Raw genomic sequence first — 16,401 nt, forward strand, 5'->3', positions numbered from 1 at the left:
GTGAACCAGCCAGCCGTATCGCCGACGCTCGACACGCTATTTCAGCGCACGCTGATGCGGCAGCCGCACGCGACCGCTCTGCTCGACCCCCTGAACAAGTTCCGTGTGACCGGGCACCAGCCGCGGCGGATGAGCTATGCCGAGGCTGACACGGCCATCGAGGCGCTGTCGGCCTATTTCGTCGAATCGGGCCTGCCGGCCAATTCCGTCATCGCCATCCAGCTGCCGAACACGGTTGAGTTCGTGCTCACCGTGCTCGCCGCCCACCGCGCCGGCCTCGTCGTTGCCGTGCTGCCGCTGCTCTGGCGCCATGCCGAACTGACCGCCGCTCTGAATCGCACCGCGGCGCGCGCCATCGTCACCATGAGCACGGTCGATGGTGTCAGCTATTCCGATCTCGCGATGCACGCGGCCGCGGAAGCCTTCTCGATTCGCCATGTCTGCGGCTTCGGCACCAACCTGCCCGAAGGCATGGCCTCGCTCGACGACGTCTTGGCCCGTCCGCCCGGCACCGCGCGCGCCGTGATTCAGGATGGCCGCAAGGCGGCGATGATCTCCTTCGACGTCACGGCGGAAGGCTTTCGTCCGGTGCCGCGGCCGCATTTCAGCCTGATCGCCGGTGGGCTCGCGATGTCGCTGGAAGCCGACATCAGGCAAGGCGCGACCGTGATGGCGGCGTTCACACCGATGTCGTTCGCAGGGCTCGCCTCCTCGCTCGCGGTGTGGCTGCTGTGCGGCGGCACGCTGGCGCTGCATCATCCGTTCGAGAACGACGTGCTGGAGCAGCAGATCAACGCGCACGAATGCGACGTGCTGATCGCGCCGGCGCAATTTGCCCAGCGGCTCGGCGATTCCGATCTGGCGGCGCGGATGCCGACCTTGCGCAACGTCATCGGCCTGTGGCGTGCCCCCGAGCAGGTGGCGGCGAGCGAGGCATGGATCGCGCCGCAAGCGCCGTTCACGGACGTCTATCTGTTCGGCGAGGCCGGACTGTTCGGCGCCCGGCGTGGCGAAAACGGCATGCCGGTGCCGGTGATGCCGGGACCGCATGGCGCGCCGCGCGAGCAGTCGGGTTCGTCGATCGCCGGCGAGATTCTGCTGACGCCGAAGGGCACGCTCGGGCTGCGCGGCCCCATGGTGCCGATCGCGGCCTACGCCCCGCCGCCGCCGGTCGGCGACACCCTGATCGCGCAACCGCCACGCGACTATGTCGATACCGGCTATGCCGCGCGGCTCGATCGTCCCAGCGGCGCGATCTGCATCACCGCGCCGCCCTCCGGGATCATGGCCGTCGGCGGCTACCGCTTCCTCTCCAACGACCTCCAGGAATGGGCGCGACGGCTCGGCCAGGGCGCCCTGCTGACAGCGCTGCCCGACCGGCTCTCCGGTCACCGGCTCGCTGGCCGCGCCCAGGACAATGCCCGCGCCCGCGAGGCGCTCAGCGAACTCGGGCTTAACCCTCTGATGGTCGAAGCTTTTCGCGACCGTTCCGGGCCGGTCTAAGCGTAGTTTCGACCGTTCCATTGACGCTGCATTAAGGCGGCGGGACTAGATTGCGCGGCACCTGTCGTGTGATCAGAGTCTCTCGATGTCCCAGGCCGGCCCGATCCTGTTTGTGTCCAATGGCGAGCGGCCGGCCTTCATCGCGGCGCTGGACGAGGCGCGATTCTTCCCCGTGATCGACACCGGTTGGGCCGGCGCTGTGCGCGCGGTCGAAGAGGTGCAGCCGGCCGTGGTTCTCGCCGCGATGGATGCCGGGCACGAGCCGCATCTGGCGCTGCTCGCCAGGAAGATCGCGGAGCAATCGCCTTACCTTCCCTTCGTGGCGCTGGATGCGGCAGGCGCACTCCCGCACAACGCCCTGCCTTTCTCCTCCTCGCGCGCCGGCCATTCCGAACGCCTGATCGCGCGGCTTCGCGCCGCACTACGGATTCGCACGCTCCATGCCACTGTGCTGCGCCGGCTGCCCGAGGTGAAAGTCGCGCTGCCGGAGGCTGATCCCGTTCGCGATGCCACGGTGCTTCTGATTGGTCGCGGCGCGGCTTACCCTGCGCTTTCCGTCGCGCTCGGCGAGCGCGTCGGCGTCATCGGGGCGCTCTCGATCGAGGCGGCGGCCAAGCATCTCAACACCCGCGACCTCGACGGCGTCGTGCTCGCCGAAGGTTTTACCCCCCGCGTGACCGATGCCTTCCTCACGGTGCTGGCCGAGGACACCCGCTTCCGCAGCCTGCCCGTGGTCGTCACCGCGCATCAATTGACGCAGACTTACGACCTGCCCAATCTCGAGCTGATCCCGGGCGAGCCGGCGAAGGTCGCCGCCAACGCGCTGCCCTTGATCCGCCAGCACGCCATGGAAGCCCAGCTGAGCCGTACGCTGCGCTCGATCGATGCCGGCGGCTGGCTCGACCCGCGCAGCGGCCTGCTCACGGTGGAGGCTTTTGCGCGCGATTTTGCCAAGGCGGTCGAGCAGACGCTGGCCCGCGGCGGCGGCCTCTCGGTCGCGCGCTTCGCTTTCGATCCGGGCAATTCCCGCGCCCAGCTCGATGCCGCGCGCATTCTCAGCCGCCTGATGCGGCAGATGGATTTTGGCGTGGCGCAAAAGGACGGCTCGGTCATCGTGGTGTTCGCGGAGACCGACTTCCGCACCGCGCACATGATCGCCCGCCGTCTCTCTTCGGTGATGCGGCACACGTCGAACGGTAAGCACGAGATGCGCAGCGATCCCGTCGTCTCGGTGGATTCGCTGTCGCCGTCGGATACGGCACGGTCGCTGCTTGGGCGGCTGTCGGCCGATGCGTCGCGGGCGGCGTCATAGTCATCCGCCAGCGCTCGCTGCCGTCGGAGCTCGACTGCTCTTATGTGGAATCTTTACGCGAAACACCGTTCGCATTCTCATTCGCGACGGCCGGCAGCCGGCGCAAAAAACCCGCGGCCGGTGCACGGTCGCGGGTTCAAAGATCCGAAGCTCTGCCAGTACATCCGTGGTCAAAGCAACGTCATTGAGATTGCGGCAGCCTATGCGGCGCGCAGATTTTCAGCAGCAGACTTGCCGGTCCGGCGATCTGCAACGATTTCAAAAGAAACCTTCTGCCCTTCGTTGAGGGTATTCATGCCGGCGCGTTCAACGGCGCTGATATGAACGAAGACATCCTGGCTGCCTTCGTCCGGCTGAATGAATCCGAAGCCCTTTTGGCTGTTAAACCACTTCACAGTTCCCGTCGTCATGGGGATCGTCCTTTAAGATAGATAAACGTTTAGCCGCGCTCAGAAGCGCGGTGGGTGTCGTCGAGATCTGGAGGGAGGGTCGTCAGTCAGGCGCGCTTTTCAGCGGCGAGGCCAAGTCGTTCGGCCGAAACTCGATAGATTGAAGGTAGCAACTGTTCGATCATTCCGCAAGTGATCATATGTCGCTGTTCCGGGATCCGGGTGCGGCGCGTCGTTTCGCGCCGCGCCGCACCCGGAAACTTCTACGCCGCCTTCTTGCTCTGCGCGAGCTGCGCCAGCTGGCGCATGATCTCGGTGGTGCCGGCCAGACGCTCCTCCGGCGTCTCCCAATCCTGCAGGAACACCACCTTCATGTCGGGCCGTACCTTCGCGGCCTGGCCGTGGCTGCGGATGAACGACACCAGGCGGTCGGGATGAGCGAATGAATTATCACGGAAGGCGATGACGGCGCCCTTCGGACCGGCATCGATCTTGCCGACATTGGCCTGACGGCAGAACGCCTTGATTGCGGCCACCTTGAACAAATAGCGCACCTCGTCCGGCAGCACGCCGAAACGATCGCGCATCTCGGCGCCGAAGTTCTCGATCTCCTCCTCGCTGTCGAGGTCGGCGAGCCGGCGGTAGAGCGACAGCCGCACCGAGAGATCGCCGACATAGTCCTCCGGAATGAGCACGGGCATGCCGATGGTGATGGTCGGCGACCAGCGATCGGCGGCGGGCTCGGACACGCCGGCCTTGAGGTTGACGATCGCCTCCTCCAACATCGATTGATAGAGCTCGAAGCCGACCTCCTTGATATGGCCGGACTGCTGCTCGCCCAGGATGTTGCCGGCGCCGCGGATGTCGAGGTCGTGCGAGGCGAGCTGGAAGCCCGCGCCAAGCGTCTCCAGCGATTGCAGCACGGTGAGCCGGCGCTCGGCCTGCGCCGTGATCTTCTGCTGCGCCGGCAGCGTGAACAGCGCATAGGCCCGCAGCTTGGAACGGCCGACGCGACCGCGGAGCTGATAGAGCTGGGCGAGGCCGAACATGTCGGCGCGGTGCACGATCAGCGTGTTGGCATTGGGGATGTCGAGGCCGGATTCCACGATCGTGGTCGACAGCAGGATGTCGAACTTGCCGTCGTAGAACGCGGTCATGATGTCCTCGATCACGGCGGGCGGCATCTGCCCGTGCGCGACCGCGACCTTCATCTCCGGCACGTTCTTGTCGAGGAAGTCCTTGACCTCGGCGAGGTCGTCGATGCGCGGCACCACGTAGAATGCCTGGCCGCCGCGATAGCGCTCGCGCAGCAGCGCCTCGCGGATCATCAGGGGATCGTGCGGAGCGACGAAGGTGCGGACCGCGAGACGGTCGACCGGCGGCGATGCGATGATCGAGAGCTCGCGCACGCCGGTGAGCGCGAGCTGGAGCGTGCGTGGAATCGGTGTTGCCGACAGCGTCAGCACGTGCACCTCGGCGCGGAGCTGCTTCAGCCGCTCCTTGTGGGTGACGCCGAAATGCTGCTCCTCGTCGACGATCAGCAGGCCGAGGTCGCGGAACTTGATCGACTTGCTGAGCAGCGCATGGGTGCCGACGACGATATCGACCGAGCCGTCGGTGAGACCTTTCTTGACCAGATTGAGCTGCTTGGCCGGCACCAGCCGGGAGGCCTGCGCGACCTGCACCGGGAAACCCTTGAAACGGTCGGTGAACGTCTTGTGATGCTGACGGGCGAGCAGCGTGGTCGGTACCACGACCGCGACCTGCTTGCCTTCCAGCGCGACCGCGAAGGCGGCGCGCAGCGCCACCTCGGTCTTGCCGAAGCCGACGTCGCCGCAGATCAGCCGGTCCATGGGACGGCCGAGCTCGAGGTCCTTCAGCGTGGATTCGATCGCGCCAAGCTGATCCTCGGTCTCGTCATAGGGGAAGCGCGCGCAGAACTCGTCGTAGAGGCCCGGCTGCACCGGCAGCTTTGGCGCTTCGTGCAGATGGCGCTCGGCGGCGATCTTGATCAGCTCGCCCGCGATCTCGCGGATGCGGTTCTTGAGCTTGGCCTTGCGCGTCTGCCAGCCCGAGCCGCCAAGACGATCGAGTTCGACCGTGGTCTGGTCGGAGCCATAGCGCGACAGCAGCTCGATGTTCTCGACCGGCAGGAACAGCTTGGTCTCGGCGGCATAATGCAGCTCGAGGCAGTCATGGGGCGCGCCCGCGACGTCGAGCGTCTGCAGGCCGATGAAGCGGCCGATGCCGTGATCGACATGGACCACGATGTCGCCGGCGGCGAGGCTCGTCACCTCCGAGATGAAATTGTCGAGCTTGCGGCTCGCCTTGCGCGGCCGGACCAGCCGATCGCCAAGGATGTCCTGCTCGCTGATGAGCGCGATCTCGTCGGTCTCGAAACCGCTTTCCAGACCGAGCACGGCAAGCATGGTCTCGTTGCGCGGGGTCGCCTGCACCGTGCGCCAGCTATTGACGCTGGTCACGGGCGTGAGCTTGTGATCGCGCAACATCGAGGTCATGCGGTCGCGCGAGCCCTCCGTCCAGAGCGCGATGACCACCTTCTTGCGGCTTGTCAGCAGCCCATGCACATGTGCGACGACGGCCTCGAAGACGTTGACCTTGCTGTCGTTGCGCTCCGGCGCGAAGTCGCGGCCCTTGCGTGCGCCGGCATCCACCACGCTGGTACCATCGGCAGGCACCGAAAACTGTGTCAGCCGCACCAGCGGCATCCCGCTCTCGCGCTTGCCCCACTCCTCCTCGGTCAGATAGAGCCGGTCAGGCGGCAGCGGCTTGTAGATGGCGCCGCCGCCCGGATGCTCCATCGCATCGCGGCGGGCCTGGTAATAGTCGAGGATCTGCTTGAAGCGCTCGCGGATGGCGTCCTCGGCCTGCGGCTCGATCGCGACGGCTGCCCCTTGCAGATAGTCGAACAACGTGTCCATCCGGTCCTGGAACAGCGGCAGCCAATGCTCCATGCCGGGATGACGGCGGCCCTCGCTGACGGCTTCGTAGAGCGCATCGTCACGCTCGGGCGCGCCGAACTCGGCGACATAGCCCATGCGAAAGCGGCGGATGGTGTCGGTGACGAGCTGGAATTCGGAGATCGGCACGAGATCGAGCGCGCGCATGTCGAGCAGCGTGCGCTGGGTCTCGGCATCGAAGGTGCGAATCGATTCCAGGCTGTCGCCGAAGAAGTCGAAGCGGACGGGCTGCTCCAGGCCGGCCGGAAACAGGTCCAGAATGCCGCCGCGCACCGCGTATTCGCCGGGCTCGCGCACGGTCGAAGAGCGGTTGTAGCCGTTGTGTTCGAGCCAGGCGACGATGGTGTCCATTGGCACGACGTTGCCGGGCGCCACCGACAGCGCCTGCGCTGCGACGAGGTCACGCGCCGGCACGCGCTGCACCGCGGCGTTCACCGTGGTCAGCACGATCAGCGGCTTGTCGCTGCCGGTCAGGGACGCAAGCCGTGCCAGCGTCGTCAGCCGCTGCGCGAGGACGCCGCCATGCGGCGAGACGCGGTCATAAGGCTGGCAGTCCCAGGCCGGAAAAGTCAGCACGGGCAAATCGGGCGCGAAGAACTGCAGGGCCCGTTCGAGCTGCTGCATCCGCGGGCCGTCGCGGCAGATCACCGCGAGGCTGACGGCCGGCTTCTTCGGCCGCGCCGCGATGGCGCGCGCGAGATCGGAGACGACGAGGCCCTCGGCGCCCTCGGCGACATTCGCAAGCGTCAGCGCGCGGCCGGGCGTGAGCAGCTCGGCCGGCGATTTCATCCCCGCCTTCATACGTCGCGGTCCGCGATCGGAAACGCCTTGATGCGCGCAAACAGCGGGCCGACGACTTCGGCGGCAAGCACCTTGTCGCCGGTGATGGCGGCATAGAGGTCGGGATCGGCCTCTTCGAGCAGGGTCTCGAGCTGCGTCAGCTCGTCCTCGGACAGATTGCCGATCTCGGCATCCGCGAAGCGGCCGAGGATCAGGTCCATCTCGCGCGTGCCGCGGTGCCAGCAGCGGAACAGAAGCCGCTTGCGGCGGTCGTCCAGCCCGTCGCTCGATCGTGTCGTTCCCGTCATGTCTCAATTCCAGTCAAACGCCAAAAGCCCGGACGTGCCGGGCCGGGGTGATATAGCTACTCGGGCGGGCCCTGTCAGCCCTCGATTTGTCATGGCCGCTGCCGCCGCAGGGACACGAAAAAACACGTGGATGCCGGGCATAAAGCCGGGCATGACGAGCGAAAACGGTCCTAGATTCGCCTGATGCGCCCCAGCCTGCTCAATCCGCTGTTTGCCCCCGTGACCAGCCTGCCCGGCGTCGGTCCGAAGCAGGACAAGCTGCTGCAATATCTGCTCAGCCGCAGCGAGACGCCGCGGCTGGTCGATCTGTTGCTGCATTTGCCGAGCCAGGTCATCGATCGCCGCGCCCGGCCGAAGATCCGCGACGCCGTGCAGGGAACCATGGTCACGCTGGAGGTCACGGTCGACCGCCACCGCCCGCCCCCGCCGCGCAATGCTCGCGCGCCCTACCTCGTCTACGCCAGCGACGACACCGGCGACGTCGTGCTGACGTTCTTCCGCGCAAAGCCCGGCTATGTCGAGAAGCTGCTGCCGATCGGCGAAAAGCGCTTCGTCTCCGGCACGCTGCAGATGTACGACGGCATCCCGCAGATCGTGCATCCCGACCGGGTGCTGGACGAGGAGGCGATTTCAAAGCTCTCCGGCATCGATCCGGTCTATCCCTTGACCGAAGGTCTTGCGCTCGGCTCGCTGCGCCGCGCGGTCGCGCAGGCGCTGCTGAAGCTGCCGGCGCTGCCGGAATGGATCAGCCCGGAGGTGCTGCGCCGCTGCGGCTTCCCGCCGATCGCCGAGGCGCTCAATCGCGTGCACCAGCCGGTCGAGCTCACCGACATTCTGCCCGACCAGCCGTTCTGGTCGCGCCTCGCCTTCGACGAGCTCCTGGCCGGGCAACTTGCGCTTGCCCTGATTCGCGCGCAATTGCGCCGCCCGGCTGGCGTACGCAACGCCGGCGACGGGCACCTCCGTAACAAGATCATCGACGCCCTGCCCTATGCGCTGACAATCTCCCAACGCGATGCCGCCGCGGCCATCGCCGACGATCTGCAACAACCCGTGCGCATGCTGCGCCTGCTCCAGGGCGACGTCGGCTCCGGCAAGACCGTGGTCGCGCTGCTGGCCGCCGCTGCCGTCACTGAGGTCGGCAAGCAGGCCGCCCTGATGGCGCCGACCGAAATTTTGGCCCGTCAGCACATCAAGACCATCGCGCCGCTCGCCGAGCGCGCGGGCATGCGGGTCGCGATCCTCACCGGCCGCGAAAAGGGCAAGGAGCGGCGGGAGCTGCTGGCACAACTCGAAGCCGGCGAGATCGACCTGCTGGTCGGCACCCATGCGCTGATCCAGGACGACGTGATCTTTAGCGATCTCGCCCTCGCCGTCGTCGACGAGCAGCATCGTTTTGGCGTGCGCGAGCGGCTGGCGCTGACGTCGAAGGGCGAGGCCGTCGACGTGCTGGTGCTGAGCGCCACGCCGATTCCGCGCACACTGGTGCTGACCTATTTCGGCGACATGGACATCAGCGAGCTCAGGGAGAAGCCGGCCGGCCGCCAGCCGATCGAAACTCGCACCATATCGATGAGCCGCCTCGAAGAGGTCACGGCCAGTATCGGCCGCGCGCTCGAATCCGGCAAGCTGGTCTACTGGATCTGCCCGCTGGTCGAGGAATCCGAGGCCGAAGGTACCGAGCACCTGACCAATGCGACCAAGCGCTTCGAAAGCCTGCAACAACGTTTCGGCGACCGCGTCGGCCTCGTCCACGGCCAGATGAAGGGCACCGAGAAGGACCGCGTGATGGGCCAGTTCGCCGCCCACGAGATCGGGCTGCTGGTCGCGACCACCGTGGTCGAGGTCGGTGTCGACGTGCCGGCGGCGACCATCATGGTGATCGAGAACGCCGAACGTTTCGGCCTCGCCCAGCTCCATCAATTGCGCGGCCGCATCGGGCGCGGCTCGGAGGCCTCGACCTGTCTGCTGCTCTACTCCGATCCGCTCGGCGAGATGTCGAAGGCACGGCTGAAGGTGATCCGCGAGACCACCGACGGTTTTCGCATCGCCGAGGAAGATCTGAAGCTGCGCGGCGAAGGCGACGTGCTCGGCGTACGCCAGAGCGGCCTGCCCGGCTACCGCATCGCCCGTTCGGAAGTGCACGGCCAGCTCATTACGCAAGCCCGCGATGAGGCGCTGCGCATCCTCAAGGACGATCCAAAACTCAAGGGCGAGCGCGGCGAGGCACTGCGATGCCTGCTGTATCTGTATGAGCGGGATGAAGCGATCCCGCTGATCGGGGCGGGTTAGCTGGCCGCTCGTTGCCGTCCAATCTCATAGGCCGCCACATGCGCGCGGGCCAAATCCAGCAGCGGCGTGTCGATGCCGAGCGCACGGGCCCGGTTCGCCATATCGCCGAGGATGTGCTCGGCCTCGGTCATCGAGCTGCGCTCGATATCACGCAGCATCGAGGCCTTGAGCGGGGAATCAGGAGTCGTGAACAGCTTGCGGTCAAACTCGATGAAAGGCGCTCGCGGCTCAAAACCCGAGGCCGTCGCGACGGCGCAGCATTCGGCAAACAGCCGGAAGATGGATTGCTCGCCGTTCGGCACCGCCAGAATGTCTCCGATGCTTGCACGCATCAGGCAGGTGATGCCGGCGAGCGTCGAGAGCTGGACGAATTTCTCCCACATGTCCTGCATGATCGCTTCGCTGGCCCGCACGTCGATACCGGGCACGTGCAGCAGCGTCTCCAGGGCGAGCACACGCTCGCTTAGCGAACCCTCGATCTCGCCGAAGACGATGGTCTGATTGGCCATGAACTGAACGACACGGCCATCCGCATCGAGCCCGGCACTGACGTTCGCGAGCCCGCCGAGGACGCAGCTCGCGCCGAACCGCGCCGTCAGGGCGTCGACATGTTTCAACCCGTTGAGGATTGGCAAAATCATCGTGTTGGCGCCAACCGCCGGGGCAAACTGGGCCATCGCATCGTCGAGCGAGTAGGATTTCACGCCGACGAGCACGACGTCGAAGGTTTCCTTGAGATCGTTGGCCAGGATGATCTTCGGCTGCACGGCGAAATCGCCGTGCGGGCTCACGACCTGCAATCCATTCCGCCGCAATTGCTCCGCACGCCCGGCCCGCACCAGAAAGGTCACGTCGCTGCCGGCTCGGACCAGGCGCGCTCCGTAATAGCCTCCAAGCGCTCCCGCGCCGATCACAAGTACTCTCATTCGAACTCCCATTGCGGAGTGACCGCTTCCGCAGAAACAATAACAGATGAGCCTCGCGACGTCTCCTCAACCGGCGTGCGCGCCCAAAAACCTGCCGTGCTCGGCTTCGGTCGCCTCGGTGGCGGGGAACATGCATTCGAGCCGCAGTTCCTCCGCCGTCACCGTCTGCGGCGTTCCGACCGTCGTGATCAGGGAGAAGTAGTCCAGCGTCACGCCGTCCTTGACGAAGGACAACGGGATCATCGGCATCGCATCGGAGGCCGACGGCGCACGCCATTCCGGCTTCACCCCGGGGTATTGCGACAATTCCTCCAGCAGCGCCTTCGTCCTGATGTCAACGACGTGTCCGACTGCCTCGCGATACACCCGCGCCAGCAGCCCGCGTGCGGTCTGCGGCCAGTTCGCGATGAAGGGGCGCATGCCCTCCGGATCGAACATGAGATGCAGCAGGTTTCGTGGCGCCGGCCGCGCCGACATGTCGATGAAGCAATTGAACAGACGCGGCGCAGCCTCGTTGGTCATCAGCACGTTCCAGTACCGGTCCATGACGATGGCGGGAAACGGCTCGTGCTGACGCAGCATGCGTTGCAGGGCACGGTTGATGCTCGTCATAGCGGGCGCCTCGAGCGCGGGATCGGAATAGGTCGGCGCATAGCCGGCGGCCAGCAGCAGCTCGTTGCGTTCGCGTAAGGGCACATCGAGCGCTTGCGCAAGATCGAGCAGCATCTGGCGGCTTGGAACGCTGCGGCCGCTCTCGACGAAGCTGATGTGCTTCTGCGAGACGCCGGCGTCGAAGGACAGGTCGAGCTGCGTCTTGCCGCGAATGTCCCGCCATTGACGCAGCAGCGCGCCCGCGGAACTGGCGCGCGTCTTGATGGCACTGGCCGTCGCTTTCATTGTCAGTCGGTCCTTCCGGTCGATCTGCGGCACCGTCAACGCGCATCGGCGGCGGCGCGCTCTGGCACCCCCGCCGATGGTAGCAGGTTCGTGGCGATCAACCGAAAGCGACCGGTCCCACGGCGCCGACCCAGTGCCGTACCTTGGTAGCGTCCCTCTCGTCCATGTAGAAGAAGTGCGTCATCGTGGGATGAACCGTCTTCATCGAGGGATCATCGGGCGTCATGTCGACGACACCCCGAAACACCTTCAGCGAGCCCGCATCCCAATATTCGGTGATGTGATGCAGTGCGGTGAATCCGGTGTCGATGAAGGCCTTCAGCTTGGCGCGGATCACCTCGCGCCCCTTCCAATCGGCGACGCCGAGATTGCAGACGGCGTCCTCCGCAAAACAGTCGAAGCCTCGTCCAAAGGTCTTGTCGTCGATCTCCCGCCACATGTCGAGCAGCCATTGCGGCGGCTCCTTCTTCGTAAACATGACTTGCATAGCTCTCTCCTCATGCCGACACACGCGCGACAGGAGGCTTGATTGAATGCGTCCTGTCGGGTGGATGAGCGGGACAGTAATCAAGCTGCGGATGGGCTCAATTACATGCCAGGTAATAAAGCGCGTTCAGCAGGCCTCCTCTTCCCCGGGGCCCGACTTTATGGGACCCTACGACGATGCGCCGGATCATCGTCGTGGGCTGTCAGGGCAGCGGAAAGACGAGCCTCTCCCGGAATCTCGGGCGAAAGCTCGGGCTGCCCGTGGTGCATCTCGACGTGCTCTACTGGCGGCCGGGATGGAAGCCATCCGACAAGCCGAGCTTCCGGGCGCGCGTCGCTGATGCGATCGCGGGCGACGCATGGGTCGTCGACGGCAGCTTCTCGGGACTTGCCTTCGATCTCACGCTCGCGCGCGCCGATACACTGGTCGTCATTGACCGCCCGCGCTGGCTCTGCCAGTGGCGCATTCTCTTGCGCTCCGCCTTCGATCGCGACATGACCCGACCTGATCTCCCGGAGGGGTGTCCCGAACAGTTCGACTGGAAATTGATGCGGGAGGCATGGCGCTACGACACCGAGCGCGCGCCTGTCATCGAGGCCGAGCGCGTGCAGTTTGGCGCCGACGTCCCGGTCGTGCGCTTGAGACGCGATCGGGACATCCAGGGTTTTCTGGATTCGGTGCACGGCACATGATCGATGACCGCGACGTGAGACCGGACGATCAGGATTTCTTCTGCGCGATACGCGCGGCGAATGCTTTCATCAGGTCGGTATCCGCCGCCTCGCCCTTCGCGTCCTCGGCGAGATGCTCGAACCAGCGCGCAAAGCCTTCGTAAACCTGGCTCGCCGGATGATCGGGGCCGAGGAAGCCGGAAATTTCACGCATCTCCGCAACCCAGCGATACGCCTTCGGGATCATGTCCGGGAGCGCGACTTCGAGCCGGGCCAGAACCGCGGGCTGGCTGAGTGCGAGTTCTTCACGCAACGCGTCCGCAGCTCCCGCTTTCGTTGCCGCGACCACCATCGCCGAGCCAATCCCGGCGAGGCCCTTGACGATACCGGCATAGGACATTTTCAGCGCGGACGCGGCGCCGACCGGCCCTTCGACGATCCGCAGGTCGAGCCCGAAATCCTTCAGCACGGCGACATCCTTGGCGTGCTCGCCGGACATGTAGAAGGCCGGGCTCTTGCCACCGGGCTGGGGCGGGAATCCGATGATGCCGGCATCGACGAACGGCGCCTGTGCCGAGCCGATGATCTCCTCGATCCTCATCACGGTATCGACGTTGACGGCATTGCAATCGACCACGACCGGCTTCTTCTCGCGCCGGACGATCAGCCCCGCCAGCCGCTCCGCGAGCGCCACGGCTTCGCCCGGCGGCACGATCGAGAGGATGATGTCGGCATCCGCGATCGCGTCGTCCTCGGCGCCGATCATGCCGGCATCCATCGCGCGTTTGCGCGTCGCCTCGCTCCGCCCTTTCAACGACGTCAACACACGCGCACCGTGCTCGCCGAGACGGCGGGCCACGGCACTGCCCATGGCACCGGGCGCGAGGATCGCAATGGTTTTGGACATCGTGCACTCCAGTCGAAGTCCGAGCAACGCGCTCGATTCACCGGAGACTAGCAGAGGACGGGACGCCCGCGTGAGCGGCGGCCATCCCGCTGAGGAATGGCCCTACTCCACCCTCGCAGGCTGGGGCTGCAGCGCCGCCGAGGCGTTGGCAATACGCGCGGCATTCGCCATGCCCGCCAGCGCCGCCGCCTTCTTCGGGTCGGGCGCCGAGCCCGGCTGCACCACGCCGGCCGACATGATCAGCGTCGCGGCGTCTTCGGTGCTCATATCGACCTCGACGATCTTGCTCTTGGGCACGTAGAAGAAGAAGCCGGTGGTCGGGTTCGGCGAGCAAGGCAGAAACACCGAGACGTGCTCCTCCTGACCCGGCAGGCTGCGGGAGACATCCTCGTTCGGCGATTGCGAGATCAGCACGATCGACCACATGCCCGGCGAGGGAAACTCGACCAGGCCGACCTTGCGGAAGCTCGAGCCCTTGCCCGAGAACAGGGTCTCGAACACCTGCTTGAGGCCGCGGTAGATGGCGCGCACTGCCGGAATGCGGCCGAGGAAGGTCTCGCCGACATCGACCAGCGTCCGGCCGATCAAATTGGCCGCGAGAAAGCCGACCAGAGTCAGCGTGAAGAATGCGACAATCAGTCCCCAGCCGGGGATGACGTACGGCATGTAGGTTTCAGGCCGATAGGCCAGCGGCACGAACGGCCGCACCACGCCATCGACCCAGGTGACGAACCACCAAACCAGATAAAAGGTGATCGCAACCGGTCCCGTCACGACGAGACCGGTGAGGAAATAGTTGCGGAAGCGGCCAATCAGGCCGGTATGCGGCTCCGGCACGGGATCAAGAGGCGCAGGCGCGTCGTCACGGGGGGTCATTCGGGTTCCAGGTCGGTCGCTTCGTTCAAGCTAGGGTCTTCTAGCAGGTTTTGGAAGACCACGAAGCGTTCCGGCCCGACCCTTCTGCCTATTCCACGGTCACGGATTTCGCGAGATTGCGCGGCTGGTCGACGTCGGTCCCCATGATCACCGCCGTATGATAGGCGAGCAGCTGAACGGGGACAGCATAGACCATCGGCGTGAACGCCGCCGCCATATCAGGCATGACGATGGTGACGAGGGATTCGACCGTCGCCTCCGCCGCGCCTTTTGCGTCGGTCATCAGGATGATCTTGCCGCCGCGGGCAGCGACCTCCTGCATGTTAGAGACGGTCTTTTCGAACACCCGGTCGTACGGCGCGATGACGACGACGGGCATGGTCTCGTCGATCAGCGCGATCGGGCCGTGCTTGAGCTCGCCGGCGGCATAACCCTCGGCGTGGATGTAGGAGATCTCCTTCAGCTTCAACGCGCCTTCGAGGGCGAGCGGGAAGCTGGTGCCGCGGCCGAGATAGAGCACGTCGCGCGATTTCGCGATCTCGCGGGCGAGCTTCTCGATCTGGAGCTCGGCGGTGAGCGCATCGGACATCAAACGCGGGATCTCGACGAGCCCGTGGACGAGCTTGGTCTCGTCCTCGTCGGACAGCTCGCCGCGGGCCTTGCCGGCCGCGATCGCAAGATTTGCCAGGACCATGAGCTGGCAGGTGAAGGCCTTGGTCGAGGCGACGCCGATCTCGGGGCCGGCCAGCGTGGGCAGCACGGTCTCGCTTTCGCGCGCGATTGTCGAGGTCGGCACGTTGACGACGGCGACCGTGTGCACGCCCTGGTCCTTGGCGTAACGCAGCGCGGCCAGCGTGTCGGCGGTCTCGCCCGATTGCGAAATGAAGATGGCGAGATCACCCTTGCGCAAGGGCGCCTCGCGGTAGCGGAATTCGGAGGCGACATCGACCTCGACCGGCACGCGCGCAAAACGCTCGAACCAGTATTTTGCGACGAACCCGGCGTAGCTCGCAGTGCCGCAGGCCGTGATGTTGATGCGCTGGATATTCTTGAAGTCGAACGGCAGCTTGACCGGCAGCGAGACCCGCTCGGTCGCCATGTCGACATAGCGTGCCAGCGTGTGGCCAACCACTTCAGGCTGCTCGTGGATCTCCTTGGCCATGAAGTGGCGATAGTTGGCCTTGTCGACCAGCGAGGTCGAGGCGGCGTGCTTGGTCTTCTCGCGCTGGACGGCGAGGCCGTCCTTGTCGAAGATAGAAGCGCTCGTATGGGTCAGCACGACCCAGTCGCCGTCCTCGAGATAGCTGATCGTGTCGGTGAACGGCCCGAGCGCGATGGCGTCGGAGCCGAGATACATCTCGCCGTCACCATAGCCGATCGCGAGCGGCGGACCATTGCGGGCGCCGATCATCAAATCGTCCTCGCCGGCGAAAATGAAGCCGAGCGCGAACGCGCCACGCAGCCGCGCCAGCGTCAATTTCACCGCTTCCACCGGCTTGTTGCCGCGCGTGAGCAGATCGTCGACGAGATGCAGCACGATCTCGGTGTCGGTCTGTGTGTGGAACACCGTGCCCTTCTTCTCGAGCTCCTCGCGCAGCTCGCGGAAATTCTCGATGATGCCGTTGTGGACCACGGCGACACGCTCGGTCGCGTGCGGGTGCGCATTGTTCACGGTCGGCTTGCCGTGGGTGGCCCAGCGGGTGTGACCGATTCCGGTCGTGCCCTTGAGCGGCTCGGCTTCCAGCCGCTTCTCCAGATTCTTCAGCTTGCCCTCGGCGCGGCGGCGCTCGAGATGCTTGCCCTCGAGCGTGGCGACGCCCGCCGAGTCATAGCCGCGATATTCAAGACGTTTGAGCGAATCCACCAATTGCTCTGCAACCGGTTCGCGCCCGAGAATGCCGACAATCCCGCACATGCGGATCAATATCCCCCAAATCGTCGAAAAATCGCCTAAACGACGCGCTCGGTTTTTAGCGAAGTTCCTAAGGAACCAGATACTCAATAATTATTGCTGATTGAGACAGCACCGATGGCAACGCGCCTCGCCTGCGTCGAACTGGCTGAGCCTTAAA

Annotated in this window: 13 protein-coding genes; 4 read left to right on the plus strand and 9 right to left on the minus strand. The window is 65.5% G+C overall.

Translation table 11 applies throughout. The annotated features are described in order from the left end of the window. Entirely contained in the window at nucleotides 1-1,503 is a 1,503-nt protein-coding gene (locus tag AC0L3J_RS25660; RefSeq protein WP_473292336.1) for an AMP-binding protein, read from the plus strand. 85 nt (nucleotides 1,504-1,588) lie between these two features. Beyond that, nucleotides 1,589-2,815 carry a GGDEF domain-containing protein gene (locus AC0L3J_RS25665; protein ID WP_473348724.1) on the plus strand — a complete coding sequence of 409 codons (1,227 nt, stop codon included), beginning with the start codon at nucleotides 1,589-1,591 and terminating at the stop codon, nucleotides 2,813-2,815. 200 nt (nucleotides 2,816-3,015) lie between these two features. Here the strand turns inward: AC0L3J_RS25665 and AC0L3J_RS25670 are convergent, their stop codons facing one another. From AC0L3J_RS25670 to AC0L3J_RS25680, 3 genes are all read right to left on the minus strand, one after another. Then, nucleotides 3,016-3,225 carry a cold-shock protein gene (locus AC0L3J_RS25670; RefSeq protein ID WP_027518024.1) on the minus strand — a complete coding sequence of 70 codons (210 nt, stop codon included), beginning with the start codon at nucleotides 3,223-3,225 and terminating at the stop codon, nucleotides 3,016-3,018. Between the two features lie 242 nt (nucleotides 3,226-3,467). Continuing rightward, nucleotides 3,468-6,986 carry a transcription-repair coupling factor gene (gene mfd / locus AC0L3J_RS25675; RefSeq protein ID WP_473348725.1) on the minus strand — a complete coding sequence of 1,173 codons (3,519 nt, stop codon included), beginning with the start codon at nucleotides 6,984-6,986 and terminating at the stop codon, nucleotides 3,468-3,470. Then, complete coding sequence (locus tag AC0L3J_RS25680) at nucleotides 6,983-7,273, minus strand: FAD assembly factor SdhE (RefSeq protein ID WP_473348726.1); 291 nt, start codon at nucleotides 7,271-7,273, stop codon at nucleotides 6,983-6,985. Before AC0L3J_RS25680 ends, mfd begins: the two co-directional genes overlap by 4 nt. A gap of 183 nt (nucleotides 7,274-7,456) precedes the next feature. Between AC0L3J_RS25680 and recG the strand changes: the two genes are divergently transcribed. Next, complete coding sequence (gene recG, locus AC0L3J_RS25685) at nucleotides 7,457-9,565, plus strand: ATP-dependent DNA helicase RecG (RefSeq protein WP_473348727.1); 2,109 nt, start codon at nucleotides 7,457-7,459, stop codon at nucleotides 9,563-9,565. Here the strand turns inward: recG and panE are convergent. The 3 genes from panE to AC0L3J_RS25700 all read right to left on the minus strand — a co-directional run bounded on the left by panE (nucleotide 9,562) and on the right by AC0L3J_RS25700 (nucleotide 11,875). Next, nucleotides 9,562-10,491: a 2-dehydropantoate 2-reductase gene (gene panE, locus AC0L3J_RS25690; protein WP_473348728.1), complete on the minus strand. Its 930-nt coding sequence runs from the start codon at nucleotides 10,489-10,491 to the stop codon at nucleotides 9,562-9,564. The genes recG and panE overlap by 4 nt on opposite strands. Nucleotides 10,492-10,557: 66 nt before the next feature. After that, nucleotides 10,558-11,388, minus strand: coding sequence for a helix-turn-helix domain-containing protein (locus AC0L3J_RS25695; RefSeq protein WP_473348729.1), 831 nt, complete (start codon nucleotides 11,386-11,388; stop codon nucleotides 10,558-10,560). A 97-nt stretch (nucleotides 11,389-11,485) separates the two neighbouring features. Then, on the minus strand, nucleotides 11,486-11,875 hold the full coding sequence (locus AC0L3J_RS25700; RefSeq protein WP_473348730.1) for a nuclear transport factor 2 family protein: 390 nt from the start codon (nucleotides 11,873-11,875) through the stop codon (nucleotides 11,486-11,488). Between the two features lie 176 nt (nucleotides 11,876-12,051). Here AC0L3J_RS25700 and AC0L3J_RS25705 point away from each other — a divergent pair, with 176 nt between their 5' ends. Continuing rightward, nucleotides 12,052-12,567 (plus strand): P-loop NTPase family protein, encoded by a 516-nt coding sequence (locus AC0L3J_RS25705; RefSeq protein WP_473348731.1) that lies wholly within the window; start codon nucleotides 12,052-12,054, stop codon nucleotides 12,565-12,567. A gap of 28 nt (nucleotides 12,568-12,595) precedes the next feature. Here the strand turns inward: AC0L3J_RS25705 and AC0L3J_RS25710 are convergent, their stop codons facing one another. The 3 genes from AC0L3J_RS25710 to glmS form a co-directional block, all read right to left on the minus strand. Then, nucleotides 12,596-13,453: an NAD(P)-dependent oxidoreductase gene (locus AC0L3J_RS25710; protein ID WP_473348732.1), complete on the minus strand. Its 858-nt coding sequence runs from the start codon at nucleotides 13,451-13,453 to the stop codon at nucleotides 12,596-12,598. Nucleotides 13,454-13,555: 102 nt separating this feature from the next. Beyond that, nucleotides 13,556-14,329 carry a DUF502 domain-containing protein gene (locus AC0L3J_RS25715; RefSeq protein ID WP_473348733.1) on the minus strand — a complete coding sequence of 258 codons (774 nt, stop codon included), beginning with the start codon at nucleotides 14,327-14,329 and terminating at the stop codon, nucleotides 13,556-13,558. 88 nt (nucleotides 14,330-14,417) lie between these two features. Then, nucleotides 14,418-16,244 carry a glutamine--fructose-6-phosphate transaminase (isomerizing) gene (gene glmS, locus AC0L3J_RS25720; protein ID WP_473348734.1) on the minus strand — a complete coding sequence of 609 codons (1,827 nt, stop codon included), beginning with the start codon at nucleotides 16,242-16,244 and terminating at the stop codon, nucleotides 14,418-14,420. Nucleotides 16,245-16,401 lie beyond the last annotated feature (157 nt).

The organism is Bradyrhizobium sp. Kon37 (assembly GCF_055807535.1).